We start from the raw sequence: 17500 nt of genomic DNA, 5'->3' as shown, positions 1-17500 counted from the left end.
CTTTCATTAATCCTGAAAAAAATCTCCAACAATAAACATTTATTGTTGGAGATTTCTATAGTTTTGATTTTAGACTAAATCGTTGCGTTTCCTTCTACACCATCAGAATTATCGGTTTTACTTCCGCTGATTGCAGCTGCTGCAAAACTTAACAAACTAACCAATTTACCGGCTTTTGTATCCCAATAATAAGTTTCTTTTGGCTCAACTCTGATGATGGAAACATTGGGGTCATCTTTTCCGTCGAACCACGCATTTGCCATTGGCGACCATTTGTCCTCTATGGTGGATTTGTCTTTATAAATGTAAGCATCGCCGAAGATTGATAGATATTCCGAGTCGCTGTTGTTCATAAAGTAGAGCTGAACACGTTTGTCTTCTTTGATTTCGAAATTCTTGTTGCTTGTTTCGCTGCTGATGAACCATAGATTTCCGTTTTCGTCAGTTTCCTGTAATCCCATTGGTCTGGAGTTGACCGGCAATCTGTCCAATTCTGTACAGAACATACAGATTCTTGCTTTTTCCGACAGTTCCTTGATTTTTTCTATTGCTTCCTGATTGGTTAAATCTTTTGTAGACATAATATTTTATTTTTTAGTGTTTGATTTCTGTAGCAGTTACAAATAATGTGCTAAAAGATTGAGATTCGATTATTAATCAAATTTTAAAATTTTTGATGATGGAATATTTATTGTTAGAAACTCAATAACAATTAATCATTATTAATTTTAATTTAAAAACTGAATTATGAGAGCAATCTGGAATGGCGCAATTGGATTTGGACTTGTTAATATTCCTATCAAACTTTATTCGGCAACAGACTCCAGCACTTTGGATTTGGATATGCTGGATAGTAAGGATATGAGTAATATCAAATTCAAGCGAGTGAATGAGAAAACAGGAAAGGAAGTTGTTTGGGAAAATATCGTGAAAGGTTACAAGCTTGAAGATAAATATATTGTCCTTGATGATGAAGATTTCGCTGCGGCAAGTCCGGAAAAATCAAAAGTCCTCAGCATTGCTCAATTTGTGAAAGAAGATGAAATTGACTCTGCGCTTTTTGAAACGCCTTATTTCCTTGAACCACAGAAGAATGGAGAAGCGGCGTATAAATTATTATTAAAATCATTAATGAAAACCAAGATGGCAGGAATTGGTTCTTTTATTTTGAGAGAACGTGAAATTCTTTGTCTGATTCGTCCTTATGATGATAAAATATTGATGGTCAACAGAATGCGATATCCAGAAGAGATGAGAAGTTATGAAGACTTGAAAATCCCTGCCGGAAGTGCGCCAAAACCTGATGAACTGAAAATGGCGGAAGCATTAATAAAATCTTTGGCAAGTACTTTCGATCCTACTAAATATAAAGACACTTACAACGCAGATTTACTGAAAATCATCAAACAAAAAGCAAAAGGTAAAAAAGTAAAATTGACTGAAACCAAAGAACCGGAAGGCAAAACAACCGATCTTATGGCAATGCTGAAAGCCAGTCTCGAAGGCAAAAAGAAAAAAGCCGGATAGAAAAAAAGATACAAGAAAAAAAGCAAAAGATCACAGTGAAAAGGCTTCGAGAACCACAGCCTGACAAAGTACAAATTCACTACAACTCTCAAATACTCTAAAACAAAAATGGCACTCGAAGATTACAACAAAAAACGGAACTTCAAAGAAACTTCAGAACCGAGTGGAAAGGAAAAGGCGAGCGGTAAAAAACTGAAATTCGTAATTCAAAGGCACGCTGCGTCGAGATTGCATTACGATTTTAGATTGGAAATGGAAGGCGTTTTGAAAAGCTGGGCTGTCCCGAAAGGTCCGTCTCTTAATCCTTCTGACAAACGTTTGGCGATGATGGTGGAAGATCATCCTTATGACTACAGAACTTTTGAAGGCTCGATTCCGAAAGGAAATTATGGTGCTGGTGAAGTTGAAATCTGGGATGAAGGAATCTACGAACCCATCGAAAAATTAAAAGGCAAAACCGATGATCTCGTGATGCGTGCAGAATTACACAAACAATCTTTGAAATTCATTCTTCACGGAAAGAAATTGAAAGGCGAATTTGCCTTAGTCAAAATTAAAAATCCGAAAGATGATAATGCGTGGCTTCTAATCAAACATAAAGATGATTTTGCAGTCACTGAAGATTATGATGCAGAAGAACATACTTCAAAAAACTCAAAAGTAACGGCTTATCTCGGCGAGAAAGACAGTAAAAAAAAAATACCGCCTCCGAAAGCATAAAGCATTTTAAAAATTACACACCAGCACTTTCCGGCGAGAAAAAACTGTCGGATTTCATTGTGCCGATGTTGTGTAAAACTACTGATAAAGCCTTTGATGACGAAGATTGGGCATTCGAAATAAAATGGGACGGCTATCGTGCCATCGCAGATTTAAGGAATGATTCTATCGGATTATACTCCAGAAACGGGCTCGATTTTTCTCAAAAATTCAAAAAAGTGGCGAATGCGCTGAAACTTCAGGAACACGAGATGATCCTTGATGGTGAGATCGTTGCGTACGATGACAAAGGAAAACCGAACTTTCAATGGCTTCAGAGAATTGGCGATAATCCTGATTTGGCTTTGATCTTTCAGGTTTTCGATTTACTTTGGCTGAACGGACATTCGACGGAAGATCTCACTTATCTTCAGCGAAAAGAACTTCTGAAAGATGCCTTGGTTCAAAATGAAATCATCCAGTTTTCCGATCACGTTCTGAAAAACGGGAAAGATTTTTTTCAGGCAGCAAATGATCTTGGTTTAGAGGGAATTATCGCCAAGAAAACAGACAGCACTTACAGAGAAGGTGTACGAAGTTCGGAATGGCTGAAAATCAAAATCAATCAAACCGATGAGGCAATTATCTGTGGTTTTACGGAACCAAAAGGTGCAAGAAAGAAATTTGGTTCTCTGATATTAGGAAAATATCTGAATGGCGAAATGGTTTTCTGTGGTCATACGGGAACTGGTTTTAATGATAAGATTCTTTCCGAGCTACACGAAAAAATGGAACCGCTGATCACTGAAAAATCGGTTTTCAAAATCACGCCGAAAACCAATGCCAAAGCAACCTGGGTAAAACCTGAACTGGTTGCTGAAATCAAATTTACAGAAATTACCAAAGATCACGTTTACAGGCATCCTGTTTTCCTACGACTTCGGGATGATATAAAACCGGAAGATGTAGAATTCAATTCTGAAAATAAATCAAAAAATGAAATTGTGAAAAAAGCCGAACCAAAAACAAGAACTACAAAAAATGATATCAATAAAAAAATTGGAAAAAAGGAACTGAAACTTACAAATCAGAATAAAATCTATTTTCCGGACGACGATGTCAGCAAAGGCGATGTGATTGATTATTATCAAAGTATTTCCAAATATATTCTCCCTCATCTTAAAAACAGGCCAGAATCTATGAACCGCTTTCCCAACGGAATCAACGGTCTCAGTTTTTATCAGAAAGATGCCGCCGAAGAAACACCTGACTGGATAGAAATACAGAAAGTTTTCTCAGAAAGCAGTGATAAGTATATCAATTACATCATTTGTAATGACAAGGAAACGATGGCTTATCTCAACAATCTTGGCTGCATCGAGCTGAATGTCTGGACAAGCAGACTACCTAAAGCTGACTTTCCGGATTATTTGGTTTTAGACCTTGACCCATCAGATAAAAACACATTTGAAGATGTGATAGAAACGGCTTTGGCTGTGAAAGAAGTTTTAGATTTGGCAGGAATAAAAGGTATTCCGAAAACTTCCGGTAGTTCAGGAATTCATATTTATATTCCGATGGGCGCCAAATATAACTATGATCAAGTCAAGGATTTTGGACACTTGCTAATGCAGATGGTTCAGCAAAAATTACCTGATATTACAACATTAGAAAGAAGCCTTCAAAAAAGAGACAAGAACAAAATCTATCTGGATTATCTCCAGAATCGCCGTGGACAGACTTTGGCAAGTGTTTACAGTCTTCGGCCCAAAAAAGGCGCAACGGTTTCGATGCCTCTGGAATGGGATGAAGTGAAAAGCGGATTGAAACCAACAGATTTCAATATTCATAATGCTCTGGAACGGTTAAAAGAAAAAGGCGATCTATTCAAACCTGTTCTTGGAAAGGGAATTGATATGTTGAAAGTCATTAAGAAACTGGAAGGATAAATTCTTCCGCCTAAGCTACACAAAAGGATACGCTTCTATCCCTCACACAAAAAATCCCACTCAACAACTTGTCGAATGGGATTTTTAATTTATTTTTAATTCACTTATAATTTAAAACCTCCGGAAGCTTCGATTCTTTGACCGTTAATCCATTTGGAATCGTCTGAACAAAGAAATGCAACCACACTTCCGATATCATCCGGCAGACCAACTCTTCCTAAAGCAGTTTCGGAAGCCAAATATTTGTTCAAATCTGAAACATCGCGAACAGCACCGCCGCCAAAATCAGTTTCAATCGCGCCCGGAGCAATAGAGTTCACTCTTATTTTTCTGCTTCCCAATTCCAAAGCCTGATATCTTGACAAAGAATCTATTGCCGCTTTCATTGCACCATAAGCAGAATATCCTGCAAATGAGAATCTTGCCAAGCCAGATGAAGTGTTTACAACGCTGCTTCCGTCATTCAGCAATGGTAAAAGTTTTTGTGTTAAAAAATAAGGACCTTTGAAATGGATATTCGTCATTGCATCCAAAGTTTCTTCAGTAGTAGTTTCAAAGCTTTCTGTGATTCCGATTCCTGCGTTGTTTACCAATGCATCCAGCTTTGCAGAAGAAAATTGTGTGTCCAAAATTTCTTTTACTTTCGTTGTAAATTCGTCAAAACCTGCAGTTGTAGAGATATCCAAAGGTAAAGCAAATGCTTTTTGTCCAATTGATTCAATTTCTTTTATCACTTCGTCTGCCGCTTCTTTTTTTGTTTGATAAGTTAAGATGAGGTCAAATCCTTTTTTTGCTAATTGTAAAGCTGAATCTTTACCAAGTCCGCGGCTTCCGCCTGTCACTAATGCTATTTTACTTGCCATTTTTTATTGTTTTAGTTAATGATACAAAGTTGGAAAATAAACACAATAGCTTATTTGCATAAATCAAATTAAAATTTGTGAAAATCAAACAATCAATAATTCGCGATAATGTTGTGGCGATTGTCTGCTGTATTTTTTAAAGAAGTTAGAAAAATGCGCTACTTCTTCGAAACCCAATGTGAAAGCGATTTCAGAAATATTCCATTGCGTTTGTGTCAATAATATTTTTGCTTCCTGAAAAATCCGGCTTCCGATGATTTCGCCTGTTGTTTTTCCTGTAGTTTCTTTCAGAACCCGGTTAAGGTGATTGACGTGAACACCCAAGATTCCGGCAAAATCTGCCGGCGTTTTCAGTTGCAGAAGCTGGCTGATATTTTCAATAGGAAATTGTCTTTCCAATAGCTCAATGAATAGGGTTGTAGTTCTGGAAGCGGCAGTTTTGTTATTTTCGAGAGGTTGAATCGGTTTTAATTTTTGTCCAAAATGAATCAATTCCATCACGTAATTTCTCAGCAAATCATATTTGTAAATATAGTCAGACTTTATTTCTTGATGCATTTTCAGGAAAATTGCTTCAAATTGATGAAACTGTTCAGTCGAAATTTGATATATAAAATCGCTCTGAGGGGAGAAAACCGGAAGGTGATCTAATTCCAAACCAACCTTCGAAGCCGGCAAAAAATCTTTTGTAAAAACACAGAAATGTCCCGATTGCTCTGTACAAAGATGTGTGTAATTGTAAGGGATCCTCGGCGATGCAAAAAGAACGGCGCAATCTTCAATTTCGATAGTTTTATCGGCATATTCTACTTTATTTCTGCCGTTTATCAGACTTATTTTGTAGTAAGTTCTCCTGTTGTAAGGCATTTCGGTTTTCGAGGTACAGTTTCTGGAGATTTCAGAAATATCAAAAATATTAAAATGACCAATGTCCTTGTGAATGTTTTCATTCAGGAACTGATTGATGTCCGGACAAGATTCTCCCAAGATATCCTGATAAAATTCTTTGATAGTAATCGAACTCATATTGTTGTAAAAATCAAAGATACGGGATTGAATTTAATTCTAATAATAAAGAGTTGATATATCTTACTTTCGTCATTTCGGATACAACCAAACTCATTTTGGCAACATTTACATTTTCCCTTCTGCGGACATTTGTATTATAAAATTTAAAACAAAATTTAAAATGAAAAAAACAATTTTTATCACAGGTGCCTCTTCAGGATTGGGGAAAGCTACAGCGAAATTATTTCAGTCAAATGGCTGGAACGTCATCGCAACAATGAGACGTCCGGAAAAGGAAACAGAACTTTCTCAATTAGAAAATGTAACCTTGCTCCCGCTGGATGTTACAAACCTTGATCAGATTCAGGAAACAATACAAAAAGCAATTGAACTTCATACGATTGATGTCGTTTTCAACAACGCAGGTTATGGTTTGATTGGTGCTTTGGAAGCTTTGACAGACGAGCAAATCGTGAAACAGTTGGATACCAATCTACTTGGCGTAATCCGTGTAACGCAGGCTTTCATTCCTTATTTCAGAAAAAATAGAAACGGATTGTTCATTACCACAACATCCATTGGCGGACTGCTGACTTTCCCTCTGGATTCGCTTTATCACGCTACAAAATGGGCTTTGGAAGGCTGGAGCGAAAGTATGTCTTTTGAACTGGCTTTGCATAATGTTGGCATCAAAACCATTGCACCGGGCGGAATTAAAACTAATTTTGCAGGAGAATCATTAGCCGTTGCGAATCATCCCGCTTATGAAGACGGAATGCAGAAATTATTTGAACTGATGAATCCTGATAATTTTGAACCTGTGGAATGGATTGCTGATGTCGTGTACGAGGCGGCGACAGATGGGAAAAATCAGTTGCGTTATGTGACGGGAGAATTTGCAAATCAACTTTACAACCGCCGTTTGGAAATCGGTTCAGAAGCGGCAGTTCAGGAGATGAAACAGATGGTTTTTGGAGATCTAATCAATTAAAAAAAATAGAAAGATGAATAACCCGATAAAAGTAGATTCTATCTCTCAGCTTCACGAGATGCTTGGTTTTGGAAAACCAGTTCATCCGCTTATAAGCATTAATCAAAATGAAAATATGATTGTGGACGAAGCGTTTCTGAATCAGCATTTTCTGTTTAATTTCTACAAAATATCATTCAAAAAAACATTGAAGGGTAAAATGGGTTACGGACAAGGCTATTATGATTTTGATGAAGGCGGAATGGTTTTTACGGCTCCGAATCAATTGCTTTCCACAAGTTCAGATGATGTTCAATATGAAGGTTTGACGCTTTTGATTCATCCGGATTTTCTTAGGAATTATTCACTGGCAACGCGGATTAAAAGTTTTGGATTCTTTTCTTATTCAGCAAACGAGGCTTTGTTTTTATCGGATAAGGAAAAGCAGACGATTTTCTCTGTTTTTGATAATATTAAGGAAGAACTGAGTAACACGATTGATGATTTCAGCCAGGATGTTATTATTTCGCACATAGAGGTTTTGCTCAATTACAGCAATCGTTTTTATAAGCGACAATTCATTACCAGAAAAGCTGTCAATAATGATTTACTTTCAAAGATTGAAGAGCTTTTAGGTGATTATTTTAATGAAGAAAAAGGCTTGAATAATGGTCTGCCAACCGTCGAATTTTTAGGGCACGAACTCAGTCTTTCGCCAAGATATCTGAGTGATATGTTGAGGTCATTAACCGGACAAAACGCACAACAGCTCATCCACGAAAAACTCATCGAAAAAGCAAAAGATTACCTTACAACCACTCAGCTTTCTGTGGCAGAAATTGCTTATCAGCTTGGTTTTGAGCATCCGCAGTCTTTCAACAAATTATTTAAAAATAAGACCAGTCAGACGCCTGTAGAATTCAAGCAAAGTTTTTATCATAACTAAATTTATAATGAACACAGAAACTTTTATCAAAAATTGGATTGCAGTCAGCAACAGTTACGACACCGAAAAATATCTTGAATTTTATCTTGAAGATGCTATTTTAGATGACCCATCGGTTGGAAGAAAATTTTTAGGACACGACGGAATTAGAAACTATTTTGTAAGTTATTTTATCGGATACAAAACTCAGACAGAACTGATAAAATTGGATATTAGAGAAAATTCAGCTTATCTGGAAGTAGAATTCACCGGCGATTTTCCGGAAGGTAAAATTGGCGGGAGCTTTGATTTTGTTTTTAAAGACGATAAAATTGAGTTTTTAAAAGCAGATTTGATTCATTAAATAAAAAAAGGGCACTCTCCGAAAAGAATGCCCCTTAAATAAAAACCTTAAAAATTCAAAAAATTATAATGAAACCCCTCGTTTCCAAGGGATAAATACATCCTGTTTCAATTGGTCTGCTTTCGTTTCCACGTTTCCGCTTGCCAGTTCAATAATATAATCTACGATTTCCTCACCAACTTCCTGAATGCTTTTTTCGCCCGTAATCACGGTTCCTGCATTAATATCGATAATGTCCGACATTCTATTTCGAGTCGTTGTATTGGAAGATATTTTCACAACCGGTGCGATTGGATTTCCCATCGGATTTCCTAAACCTGTCGTGAATAGAACGACTGTTGCGCCGGCTCCTACCAATCCTGTTGTACATTCTGCATCATTTCCTGGCGTGTTTAATAGATTCAGACCCGATTTTGAAATGTATTCGCCGTAATCCAAAACATCTACAATTGGCGCAGTTCCTCCTTTTTTGGAAGCACCGGCAGATTTCATTGCGTCAGTGATCAAGCCATCTTTAATATTTCCTGGTGACGGATTCATATCAAATCCTGAACCTGCATCTACAACGGATTTTTCAAAAGCTTTCATCAAGGTCAAGAATTTGTCTGCTTTTTCTTCATCCACACATCGGTTCATTAATTCCTGCTCTACACCACACAATTCCGGGAACTCAGCCAATATCGTTTTTCCGCCCAATGCGGCAAAAATATCAGAGACAACTCCTAAAGCTGGATTGGCTGATATTCCTGAGAATCCATCGGATCCACCACATTCTAAACCGATACTGATCTTTGAAACCGGCGCAGGTTGACGTGTGATTTGGTTCGCTCTTTTAATAGCTTCAAAAGAATCTTTGATCACCATCTGGAACATTTGATCCGTTGTTCCGATCTTTTGTTGTTCGAAGACCAAGATCTCTTTATCGTTATTCGGGCTAATTTCTTTCAAAGCATTTTGAAAAATATCAACCTGAAGATTTTGGCAACCTAAGCTCAAAACCGTTGCACCAGCCACATTCGGGTTGTTCACATAGCCTGCTAGCAATTTTGCCAACAATTCCGAATCTTGTCGGATTCCGCCACAACCACCTTGGTGATTGATGAATTTCACTTCGATATTATCCAGAAGATTTTCATTTCGTGAATTGTCTACAACGTCTTCCACGCTTTTTTCTTCAATCAGTGAGCGAAGGAAATTTTTATAAGAAACTTCTTTCTTAGGCAATAATTCATTTTCGAAAATGTCTTTTAACTTCTCGATATTTTTGTTTTCACAAAAGACCAATGGGAAGAATAACCAGACATTTTTGGTTCCTACTTGTCCGTCAGAACGATGGTATCCATTGAAAGTTTTGTCTTTCCATTTATCAACATTTGGTGGTGTCCAACCAAGATCTCCAGTCTTTTTGAAAACCGGTTCACTTTGGTGTTTTACGTTTTCAGTTGTGATCACTTCACCTTTTTGGATGGTCTGATTGGCTTTTCCAACCACAACACCATACATAATGATCTGGTCGCCGGCTTCAAAATGCTCTCCGGCAAATTTATGTTTTGCTTTTGTATCCGTTAAAACGTTGTAAAGCGTTCCGTCGAGATCAACGATTTCGCCAGCGTAAAGATCCATCAGCGCAACGACTACGTTGTCTTTTGGATTTACTTTTAATACTTTTTTCATAATTTCTAAATCTTTAAAAATTACTTAATAAAATTCTTGTAACCTTGTTCGATTCCGTTGGCATCGATTTCTTTCAAGGCTTTTGTCACAGCTTCTGTTAATCCAGGAACCTGCGTTAGGTCTGTATCCCAGAAACTTGTTTCGGATAAAGTTGCTTCTACAACCTCTCCAAGATCATTGTTAGACCAGATCTCTTTGAATCTTTCCAAAACAGGTGCGTCATCCATTACTGGAAGCATTTTTCCGTTGAATTCTCCTTGGTAGAATCTGATCAATGCTGCAAGAGCGAAAGTCAGATTGGTTGGCAATTCTTTTTTGTCTTCAACATATTGTAACAAACTTGGCAATACTCTCACTTTGAATTTCGCAACAGAGTTCAATGCAATACTCGAAAGCTGATGCTTCAAAAACGGATTTCTGAATCTGTCAAAAACTTCTTCTGAGAAAGCCGTCAACTCTTCTTTTGAAAGGTCAAGAGTTGGGATAATCTCATTGTAAACCGTATCAGAAATGAATTTCCCAGCGAATTCCGCATCGATTGCTTCTTTCACAGTTTCTTTTCCATCAAGGATTGAGAATGCCAACATTGCTGTGTGAGCACCGTTCAGGATTCTTACTTTTCTGGTTCTGTATGGTGTGATGTCTTTTACTATCAAAACCTGATCGTCTATTTTGTCGAAAGGAATTAAAGCTTTCAACTTGTCATCGCCTTCGATTACCCAAAGTAGGAATGCTTCGCAAACTACCATCAGGCTGTCATCATAACCAAATTTGGCTTCGTATTCATTCTTTTCCTCTCTTGGATATCCAGGAACGATTCTGTCCACCAACGTGTTGTGGAAATAGTTGCTGTTTTCTACCCAAGCAGAGAATCCTTCTTCAAGATTCCAAAGTTGAGCATATTGAAGAATGTATTTTTTAAGTGTCAATCCATTATTCTCGATCAATTCGCAGGGAATGATGTGAAGACCTTTGTCCTCAGCACCATGGAAATGTTTGAATCTTTCGTAAAGGAAAGCAGTTACTTTTGCAGGGAAATTCTTGTGAGGTCCGGCTTCCAGAGTAGCTTCGGACTCATCAAAAGCAATTCCGGCTTCTGTTGTATTTGATAAAATAAACTGAAGTTCTTCACCTTTTGCCAGATCAAGATATTCCTGATAATTGGCGTAAGGACTTAGTGATCTTTGGATTGCTGAGATTACTCTCTGATCATCCACGATCTGTCCTTTTTTTACACCTCTTACGAAAAGTGTATATAGGTTATTTTGCTCTTCCAGCATATCCACAAGTCCGCCGACAGTTGGCTGTATAACAGCCACACCAGCATTAAAGCCTGCTTCTTTGTTCATTTTGTCAATCAGATAATCAACAAATGCACGGAGGAAGTTACCTTCTCCGAATTGTAAAAATTTTATAGGAAGTTTCTCAGTTAGATCTGAGTTTTCACGGTTTAGTTTTTCTTTTGTTTGATATTCCATTTCTTTATTCTTTAAATTTTGATGAACCTTGTGAAGGTTTTCTTTTTCTTACCAACTGTTGTTTTGAACACTCAGTTCACAAAGTTTTTATTTATTGCACTGTTTTAAGTTTCACAATTCGCTTTTGCGTAATCATCGATTCTTTTAAAAATCAATAAGAAATTGAGATAAAGCCGCTTCGCTTATACAAGCTTTCTTTGATTCGAATCACTCGCTGCCCGACTTGAGCGGAAATCCTTTTTTGCTTTGACTTCGATTTCTATTTAGGCCGAAATCTTCTGCAAAAAGATTGACTTCGTCGGACCACTCCGTTAGGTTTGGGAGCGGAAGGCGGAAATAGCTGCCATAATTTTTATTTTATAGATCCGTAACTGGTTTGTAAACCGGAACCAATGATTTCATCACCACCCAACCGATGAGGTAAACCACGGCACAGATTGAAAATATAATGAAGTAACCAGCTTCTTCTCCTTTGAATCCCATAAATTCCATCTGCGTTGTTCCTGCAAAATCGAATAGAACACCAGATCCCTTGTTGATAATCAATGATCCGATTCCACCCGCCATTCCACCAATTCCGGTGATTGTGGCAATTGCTTTTTTCGGGAACATATCGCCAACGGTTGACATAATATTTGCTGACCAAGCCTGATGTCCTGCTCCTGCAATTCCAATGATGATGACCGGCAACCAGAAAGAGTAAACGCCTAAAGGCTGTGCAATCAAGGCCAAAAGCGGGAAAAACGCGAAGATCAACATCGCTTTCATTCTTCCTGCATAAGGATCCATTCCTTTTTTATTGATGAAATAGGATGGCAGCCAACCTCCGATAATTGATAGTAATGTGATAGTATAAAGGACGAAAATTGCTGCCTGACCAACGCCGTCATTGGATTTGATTCCATAAACTGAACTTAAGTAAGCCGGAGTCCAGAACATATAAAACCACCAGACACCATCTGTCATAAACTTCCCGAAAGCAAATGCCCAGGTCTGTTTGTATTTGAAACACTGTGCGAATGATACTTTTTTGTCTTTGTCCGCTTCCTCTTCCAAACCGTGATCCTGCTGGATGTATTGTAATTCGGAAACACTCATTTTCTTGTTGTGTTCCGGTTTTTTATAAATGAAAACCCAGAATCCCATCCAAACGAATCCTAAAATACCGATGATGATGAATGACATTTCCCAACCGAAACTTTCTGCTATTCTTGGAATAATTAAAGGCGCAGATAAAGCACCAACAGCCGCTCCGGCATTGAAAATACTTGTTGCCAAAGCTCTGTCTTTCTTAGGGAAATATTCTGCCGTAGTTTTGATAGCAGCGGGGAAATTTCCTGCTTCTCCAACAGCCAACACAAAGCGTGCAAAGATGAACAGCATCACGCTTGTGCTGCCAACTAAAGCCACGTTATCTACAGTTTTGATAATTTCTTTTGATTCTTCAAATCCTACAAGCCAATGTCCTGTTAAAATTCCTGATGCAGCAATCCCGCAATAAGCGTGTAAACAAGCACCAAGCGACCAAACGCCGATTGCCCAAAGGAAACCTTTCTTTGTATCCATAAAATCCACAAACTTACCTGCGAACAACATACTGACAGCGTAGAAAATGGAGAATAATGCGGTGATATTTCCGTAATCATTATTATTCCAATGAAACTCCGGCTGGATAAAATCTTTCCAAGTCAAAGAAAGTACCTGTCTGTCCAGATAATTGATACTTGTTGCAGCAAAAAGAAGGGCACAAATTCCCCATCTGTAATTGGTCTGCTTAGGCGTTATGGTTTGATTCATTTTAAATTGGTTTGGTTTGTTTGTGTTTTTTATTTTAAGAAGCTTTTATCGATTTGATGATCTCTAAAACCTTTATCGTTTCGTTTTCGATGGTGGCGTAATCTTTTGTTGCCATTAATTCTTTGCTTACTAATTTGCTTCCCATTCCGACAGCAGAAACGCCTGCGTTAAACCAGCTTTCGATGCTTTCTTTGGTTGTATTAACGCCACCTGTTGGCATAAATTTCAGATTTGGGAAAACGTCTTTTATCGCGCTCATAAATCCGGCTCCGAGAGCATTTCCCGGGAATAACTTCACGAAAGTTACACCAGCAGCTTCTGCCGTGATGATTTCCGTTGGCGTCATACAACCCGGGCTGTAAAGCAAATGTTTTGAGATCAAAAATTCTGCAACTTCCGGTACAAATCCTGGACTGATAAAGAAGTCTGCGCCTGCTTTTTCATATTCTTCAGCTTGTTTCATGTTTTTTATCGTTCCAATTCCGAGAAGCATTCCTGGCATTTCCTCATTTCTGAGTTCTACCATTTTTGTAAAATTGCTCAAGGCAAATTCGCCTCTGCTTGTATATTCTACAGCACGGATTCCGGCTTTGTAAAGTGCTTTTAATATTTCTAAAGTTACTGTTTCGTCAGCGTTGTAATACAAAGGCAAAAGCCCTTGCTCGATGATTGCATTTGTAACTAATTGAATTTTTGTCATTTTTTTCTTAAATTTTTACTTTAAAAACTATTTTTCTAATGAAGCCATCTCCAATCATTGGTGCGTGGACATCATTTGGATAAAAAATAGCAAACTGATTATCGTTTAACTGGAAAAACATATCCGGATTATCATTGTAAAAAAGAACATCTTTTTCTGCATTGTATTCTCCGATTGGGTCTGTGCATTTCTGCCTTGGTTTCCAACCAATATTTTCTATCCCCTTCAGACAAATTTGAATATCAATATTTTGATTATGACACTCGAATTTGGAAAGACTTTCTTCTTTTGTTTTGGCCTTTTCATCAAAAACAATCATTCTAAGACCTTCCTGAATCTCTGTAACGCCAACTTCCAAAGAATCTAAATTCTTGTTTTTTAAATAGTCGAAAGCTTTTTCAAATAATGGATTCAGCAAAAAATACTGAGAAGCGTTTTCTAATGTATCTATAATCATTATTTCTAAATTATCTCTTTATTCTTCCGCCTTTATCGCCATTCATTACATCCAGAATATCGGAAGCACTGCAATGGTTAATGTCCCCTGGAACTGTATGTTTAATAGCACAAGCAGCGTTTCCGAACTTAAGTGCGGTTTCATCATCGAAGTTTAATAGACCGTAAATCAAACCTGCTGCGAAAGCATCGCCGGTTCCGATTCTGTCAACAACTTGGAGGATTTCGATTGGCTCAGATTCGAAGTACGTTTCGTTTGACCAAGCTCTTCCTTGGGTTTCCTGCGTACTTGCACTGGCGCCGACTCTTACTTTGTCAAATATCTTTTTTATGGAAGGCAACTGCTTCTGAAACTCCTTACAAGCTTCGATGAAACTGTCTTTGTCGGAAGAGAATTTTGTTCCGATAATTTCGTTGATTTCATTTACGCCACCGATGAAAATAGTAGAGTAGGAGACCAATTCTTTCAAAACTTCGAAGCCTTCTTTTCCGTATTTCCAAAGGTTGGAACGGTAAGCTGGGTCTGCTGTGATTTCAACGCCTTTTTCTTTAGCTACTTGTAAACCTTTCTTCAAAGCGATGTAAGCACTTTCCGAAATTCCCGGAGAAATCCCTGTCCAATGAAAATAATCTGCGCCTTCTAAAGCTTTTTCCCAATCAATCTGATTTGGATTGATGTTGGCAAAAGAGCCATTCAATCGGTTGTAAGCAATTCTGGAAGCACGAACAGATGAACCAACTTCCAAGAAATATAATCCCAACGGATGTTCGTTTTTTGCAATGTGAGTGGTGTCAATTCCATAACTTTTGATGGAAGCTAATGCTGATTCTCCAACGAAATCGTCAGAAACTACACTCACGTGTTTTACGTCACAACCCATTGTTGCAAGCGATGCCGCAACATTCAGTTCTGTACCTCCGAAAAAGAATTCCATCTCGTTGCTTTGCTTCATCATCCTGTTGTTGGCAGGTGACAATCGCATAATCACTTCTCCAAAGCTTACTACTTTGCCCATTAATTTATCTTTATTATTTAATAAAATCTTCTCTGTGTGGGCTGAAAACATCCACCAAAATTCCGTCTTCCATACATTCTACGCCGTGAATGATATTGGAAGGAACGAGGAAAGAATCCCCTTTTTTCAGGATTGAAATATCTTCGCCAATATTCACCTCAAACTTTCCTTCTGCAACATAGGTCACCTGAATGTGAGGATGTTTGTGTTTGTAACCAATTCCGCCTTTTTTGAAACGAACGTTGACCATCATTACAGAATCGTCGTAACCAACGATCTGGCGGTCGATGTAATCATCTATTTTTTCCCATTCTGTGGAATCGGATTTGTAGAATATTTTTGATGTTTGTTCTGTTTTCATTTTTTTTTCTGAAACTAAATGTTGTTTTGAACACAAAGGTCACAAAGTTTTTATTTTATTGACTGTTTTAAGTTTCACAAAGCCGCTTCGCTTAAATAAGTTTCTAATTTCAATCACTCGCAGCCCGACTTGAACGGAAATCCTTTTTTGCTGATATTCAATTTCTATTTAAATTGAAATCGTGTGCAAAAAAGATTGACTTCGTCGAACCACTCCGCTAGGTTTGGGAGTGGAAGGCGGATTAAGCTGCCCAAATTATTGTCCTTATTTAGAAACTGAAATAGTCTTTTGCATTGTTATAACAAATGTCTGACACTATTTTTCCTACTAAATTCATATCTTCCGGAAGTTCGCCGGATTCGATCTCGTTTCCTAAAAGGTTACACAATACACGTCTGAAATATTCGTGTCTTGGGAACGAAAGGAAGCTTCTGGAATCGGTTAACATTCCTACGAATGTGCTGATTAATCCCATATTGGAAAGGGCGTTCAGTTGTTTTTCCATTCCATCTTTCTGGTCGAGAAACCACCATCCGGAACCGAATTGTACTTTTCCTTTTACAGAACCGTCATTGAAATTCCCGATCATTGTTGCCATAATTTCGTTGTCGGCAGGATTCAAATTGTAGATGATTGTTTTGGTTAATTTATCTTTGGAATCCAAAGTGTTCAGGAACTTTGAAAGATTCGCTGCCTGACTGAAATCTCCGATGGAATCCCAACCTGTATCTGGTCCCAAAACCTTCAACATTCTTGCATTGTTGTTTCTCAAAGCACCTAAATGGTACTGCTGAACCCAACCCAAAGAATGGTAAGTTTCTCCCAAAAACAACAAAATTGCTGTTTTGAACTGCTCAATTTGGTGAGGTGTCAGAGTTTCTCCTTTTCTCTTAGTTTCAAAGATCGAATTGATCTCCGAATCTGTGAACGTTTCAAAAGAAATGTTGTTTAATCCGTGGTCACACAATCTGCATCCGTTGGCGTGAAAGTATTCTATTCTTTTGATTAGCGCATCCTGTACATCCTTGTAAGAATTGATTTCGATTCCTGCAGATTCGCCTAATTTATCGATGTAGGAATTGTAATCTTCATTATCAATCAAAATCGCTTTGTCCGGACGGAAAGCTGTGCTCACCGTGATTCCGATGTTATTTTTTTTGATTGTCTGATGGTATTCTAAAGTGTCAATTGGATCTTCTGTGGTACAAACCGTTTCGACATTTCTCATTTTCAGCAAGCCGTGAACAGATTTCTCCTGCGTCTGAAGTTGAGCTGATACATTTTCGTAAACCTGATCTGCATTTTTTTCGCTTAACAAATCGTAAACGTCAAAGTATCTTGCCAATTCCAAATGTGTCCAGTGAAACAATGGATTTCTCAAAGTATTGGGAACTGTTTTTGCCCAAGCTGCAAATTTCTCTTTGTCAGAAGCGTCTCCGGTAATTAATTTTTCGTTCACGCCCATCGTTCTCATGGCTCTCCATTTATAATGGTCGCCACCAATCCAAACCTGAGTGATATTCTCGAACTGACGGTTTTCTGCAATCTCTTTTGGAGGCAAATGGTTGTGATAATCGATGATCGGCTGTTTTTCTGCAAAATTGAAATACAACTCTTCAGCGAATCTATTCTTCAATAAAAATGTATCTGTGATGAAAGGTTTTGTAAGTGTACTCATTTTTAATTATTAATGATAAATTATTAATTATGAAT

17 protein-coding genes are annotated in these 17500 nt (G+C 37.8%); 6 read left to right on the top strand and 11 right to left on the bottom strand.

Annotated elements, in window-relative coordinates; genetic code table 11:
• Positions 1-74 precede the first annotated feature (74 nt).
• Entirely contained in the window at positions 75-581 is a 507-nt protein-coding gene (locus tag ACFJGY_RS12490; protein ID WP_379964388.1) for a pyridoxamine 5'-phosphate oxidase family protein, read from the bottom strand.
• Between the two features lie 166 nt (positions 582-747).
• Between ACFJGY_RS12490 and ACFJGY_RS12485 the strand changes: the two genes are divergently transcribed.
• The 3 genes from ACFJGY_RS12485 to ligD all read left to right on the top strand — a co-directional run bounded on the left by ACFJGY_RS12485 (position 748) and on the right by ligD (position 4175).
• Entirely contained in the window at positions 748-1527 is a 780-nt protein-coding gene (locus ACFJGY_RS12485) for a Ku protein (protein WP_379964386.1), read from the top strand.
• Positions 1528-1635: 108 nt separating this feature from the next.
• Positions 1636-2247: a DNA polymerase ligase N-terminal domain-containing protein gene (locus tag ACFJGY_RS12480; RefSeq protein ID WP_379964384.1), complete on the top strand. Its 612-nt coding sequence runs from the start codon at positions 1636-1638 to the stop codon at positions 2245-2247.
• A 65-nt stretch (positions 2248-2312) separates the two neighbouring features.
• Positions 2313-4175 carry a DNA ligase D gene (gene ligD, locus ACFJGY_RS12475; RefSeq protein WP_379964382.1) on the top strand — a complete coding sequence of 621 codons (1863 nt, stop codon included), beginning with the start codon at positions 2313-2315 and terminating at the stop codon, positions 4173-4175.
• A gap of 104 nt (positions 4176-4279) precedes the next feature.
• Here the strand turns inward: ligD and ACFJGY_RS12470 are convergent, their stop codons facing one another.
• Together ACFJGY_RS12470 and ACFJGY_RS12465 are read right to left on the bottom strand one after the other, a co-directional pair.
• The gene (locus ACFJGY_RS12470) at positions 4280-5038 is read right to left on the bottom strand and encodes an SDR family NAD(P)-dependent oxidoreductase (protein WP_379964380.1); all 759 of its coding nucleotides are present in this window, start codon (positions 5036-5038) and stop codon (positions 4280-4282) included.
• A gap of 84 nt (positions 5039-5122) precedes the next feature.
• Complete coding sequence (locus ACFJGY_RS12465) at positions 5123-6064, bottom strand: helix-turn-helix domain-containing protein (protein ID WP_379964378.1); 942 nt, start codon at positions 6062-6064, stop codon at positions 5123-5125.
• 163 nt (positions 6065-6227) lie between these two features.
• Here ACFJGY_RS12465 and ACFJGY_RS12460 point away from each other — a divergent pair, with 163 nt between their 5' ends.
• Genes ACFJGY_RS12460 through ACFJGY_RS12450 form a run of 3 tightly spaced genes read left to right on the top strand, consistent with a single transcriptional unit; the run spans position 6228 to position 8305 of the window.
• On the top strand, positions 6228-7037 hold the full coding sequence (locus ACFJGY_RS12460) for an SDR family oxidoreductase (protein ID WP_379964376.1): 810 nt from the start codon (positions 6228-6230) through the stop codon (positions 7035-7037).
• A 13-nt stretch (positions 7038-7050) separates the two neighbouring features.
• On the top strand, positions 7051-7962 hold the full coding sequence (locus tag ACFJGY_RS12455; protein WP_379964374.1) for a helix-turn-helix domain-containing protein: 912 nt from the start codon (positions 7051-7053) through the stop codon (positions 7960-7962).
• A gap of 7 nt (positions 7963-7969) precedes the next feature.
• Positions 7970-8305: a nuclear transport factor 2 family protein gene (locus ACFJGY_RS12450; protein ID WP_379964372.1), complete on the top strand. Its 336-nt coding sequence runs from the start codon at positions 7970-7972 to the stop codon at positions 8303-8305.
• A 63-nt stretch (positions 8306-8368) separates the two neighbouring features.
• Here ACFJGY_RS12450 and ACFJGY_RS12445 read toward each other — a convergent pair whose 3' ends face one another.
• From ACFJGY_RS12445 to uxaC, 8 genes are all read right to left on the bottom strand, one after another.
• Positions 8369-9979 carry a UxaA family hydrolase gene (locus ACFJGY_RS12445; RefSeq protein ID WP_379964370.1) on the bottom strand — a complete coding sequence of 537 codons (1611 nt, stop codon included), beginning with the start codon at positions 9977-9979 and terminating at the stop codon, positions 8369-8371.
• Positions 9980-9999: 20 nt separating this feature from the next.
• A complete protein-coding gene (locus ACFJGY_RS12440) occupies positions 10000-11457 on the bottom strand; it encodes a tagaturonate reductase (RefSeq protein ID WP_379964368.1) in 1458 nt (485 codons plus the stop codon).
• Positions 11458-11814: 357 nt separating this feature from the next.
• Positions 11815-13254 carry an MFS transporter gene (locus tag ACFJGY_RS12435; RefSeq protein WP_379964366.1) on the bottom strand — a complete coding sequence of 480 codons (1440 nt, stop codon included), beginning with the start codon at positions 13252-13254 and terminating at the stop codon, positions 11815-11817.
• A 34-nt stretch (positions 13255-13288) separates the two neighbouring features.
• Positions 13289-13954 carry a bifunctional 4-hydroxy-2-oxoglutarate aldolase/2-dehydro-3-deoxy-phosphogluconate aldolase gene (locus ACFJGY_RS12430; protein WP_379964364.1) on the bottom strand — a complete coding sequence of 222 codons (666 nt, stop codon included), beginning with the start codon at positions 13952-13954 and terminating at the stop codon, positions 13289-13291.
• 7 nt (positions 13955-13961) lie between these two features.
• Entirely contained in the window at positions 13962-14411 is a 450-nt protein-coding gene (locus tag ACFJGY_RS12425) for a YhcH/YjgK/YiaL family protein (RefSeq protein WP_379964362.1), read from the bottom strand.
• 10 nt (positions 14412-14421) lie between these two features.
• Positions 14422-15426, bottom strand: a complete 1005-nt coding sequence (locus tag ACFJGY_RS12420; protein ID WP_379964361.1) for a sugar kinase — start codon at positions 15424-15426, stop codon at positions 14422-14424.
• 13 nt (positions 15427-15439) lie between these two features.
• Complete coding sequence (locus ACFJGY_RS12415) at positions 15440-15787, bottom strand: cupin domain-containing protein (protein ID WP_379964359.1); 348 nt, start codon at positions 15785-15787, stop codon at positions 15440-15442.
• Between the two features lie 268 nt (positions 15788-16055).
• On the bottom strand, positions 16056-17465 hold the full coding sequence (gene uxaC / locus ACFJGY_RS12410; RefSeq protein ID WP_379964357.1) for a glucuronate isomerase: 1410 nt from the start codon (positions 17463-17465) through the stop codon (positions 16056-16058).
• Positions 17466-17500: the final 35 nt, after the last annotated feature.

The sequence above is a fragment of the Epilithonimonas sp. UC225_85 genome, assembly GCF_042695135.1.
Lineage (GTDB): Bacteria > Bacteroidota > Bacteroidia > Flavobacteriales > Weeksellaceae > Epilithonimonas.
This window is presented reverse-complemented; position numbering and strand designations above follow the sequence as displayed.

Bases quoted from the DNA above. Each gene is read 5' to 3' on its own strand.
- ACFJGY_RS12465 (WP_379964378.1), bottom strand. From the start codon at position 6,064: ATGAGTTCGATTACTATCAAAGAATTTTATCAGGATATCTTGGGAGAA.
- ACFJGY_RS12440 (WP_379964368.1), bottom strand. From the start codon at position 11,457: ATGGAATATCAAACAAAAGAAAAACTAAACCGTGAAAACTCAGATCTA.
- ACFJGY_RS12445 (WP_379964370.1), bottom strand. From the start codon at position 9,979: ATGAAAAAAGTATTAAAAGTAAATCCAAAAGACAACGTAGTCGTTGCG.
- ACFJGY_RS12450 (WP_379964372.1), top strand. From the start codon at position 7,970: ATGAACACAGAAACTTTTATCAAAAATTGGATTGCAGTCAGCAACAGT.
- ACFJGY_RS12480 (WP_379964384.1), top strand. From the start codon at position 1,636: ATGGCACTCGAAGATTACAACAAAAAACGGAACTTCAAAGAAACTTCA.
- ACFJGY_RS12455 (WP_379964374.1), top strand. From the start codon at position 7,051: ATGAATAACCCGATAAAAGTAGATTCTATCTCTCAGCTTCACGAGATG.
- ACFJGY_RS12435 (WP_379964366.1), bottom strand. From the start codon at position 13,254: ATGAATCAAACCATAACGCCTAAGCAGACCAATTACAGATGGGGAATT.
- ACFJGY_RS12420 (WP_379964361.1), bottom strand. From the start codon at position 15,426: ATGGGCAAAGTAGTAAGCTTTGGAGAAGTGATTATGCGATTGTCACCT.
- ACFJGY_RS12425 (WP_379964362.1), bottom strand. From the start codon at position 14,411: ATGATTATAGATACATTAGAAAACGCTTCTCAGTATTTTTTGCTGAAT.
- ligD (WP_379964382.1), top strand. From the start codon at position 2,313: ATGTTGTGTAAAACTACTGATAAAGCCTTTGATGACGAAGATTGGGCA.
- ACFJGY_RS12490 (WP_379964388.1), bottom strand. From the start codon at position 581: ATGTCTACAAAAGATTTAACCAATCAGGAAGCAATAGAAAAAATCAAG.
- ACFJGY_RS12415 (WP_379964359.1), bottom strand. From the start codon at position 15,787: ATGAAAACAGAACAAACATCAAAAATATTCTACAAATCCGATTCCACA.
- ACFJGY_RS12470 (WP_379964380.1), bottom strand. From the start codon at position 5,038: ATGGCAAGTAAAATAGCATTAGTGACAGGCGGAAGCCGCGGACTTGGT.
- ACFJGY_RS12485 (WP_379964386.1), top strand. From the start codon at position 748: ATGAGAGCAATCTGGAATGGCGCAATTGGATTTGGACTTGTTAATATT.
- uxaC (WP_379964357.1), bottom strand. From the start codon at position 17,465: ATGAGTACACTTACAAAACCTTTCATCACAGATACATTTTTATTGAAG.
- ACFJGY_RS12460 (WP_379964376.1), top strand. From the start codon at position 6,228: ATGAAAAAAACAATTTTTATCACAGGTGCCTCTTCAGGATTGGGGAAA.
- ACFJGY_RS12430 (WP_379964364.1), bottom strand. From the start codon at position 13,954: ATGACAAAAATTCAATTAGTTACAAATGCAATCATCGAGCAAGGGCTT.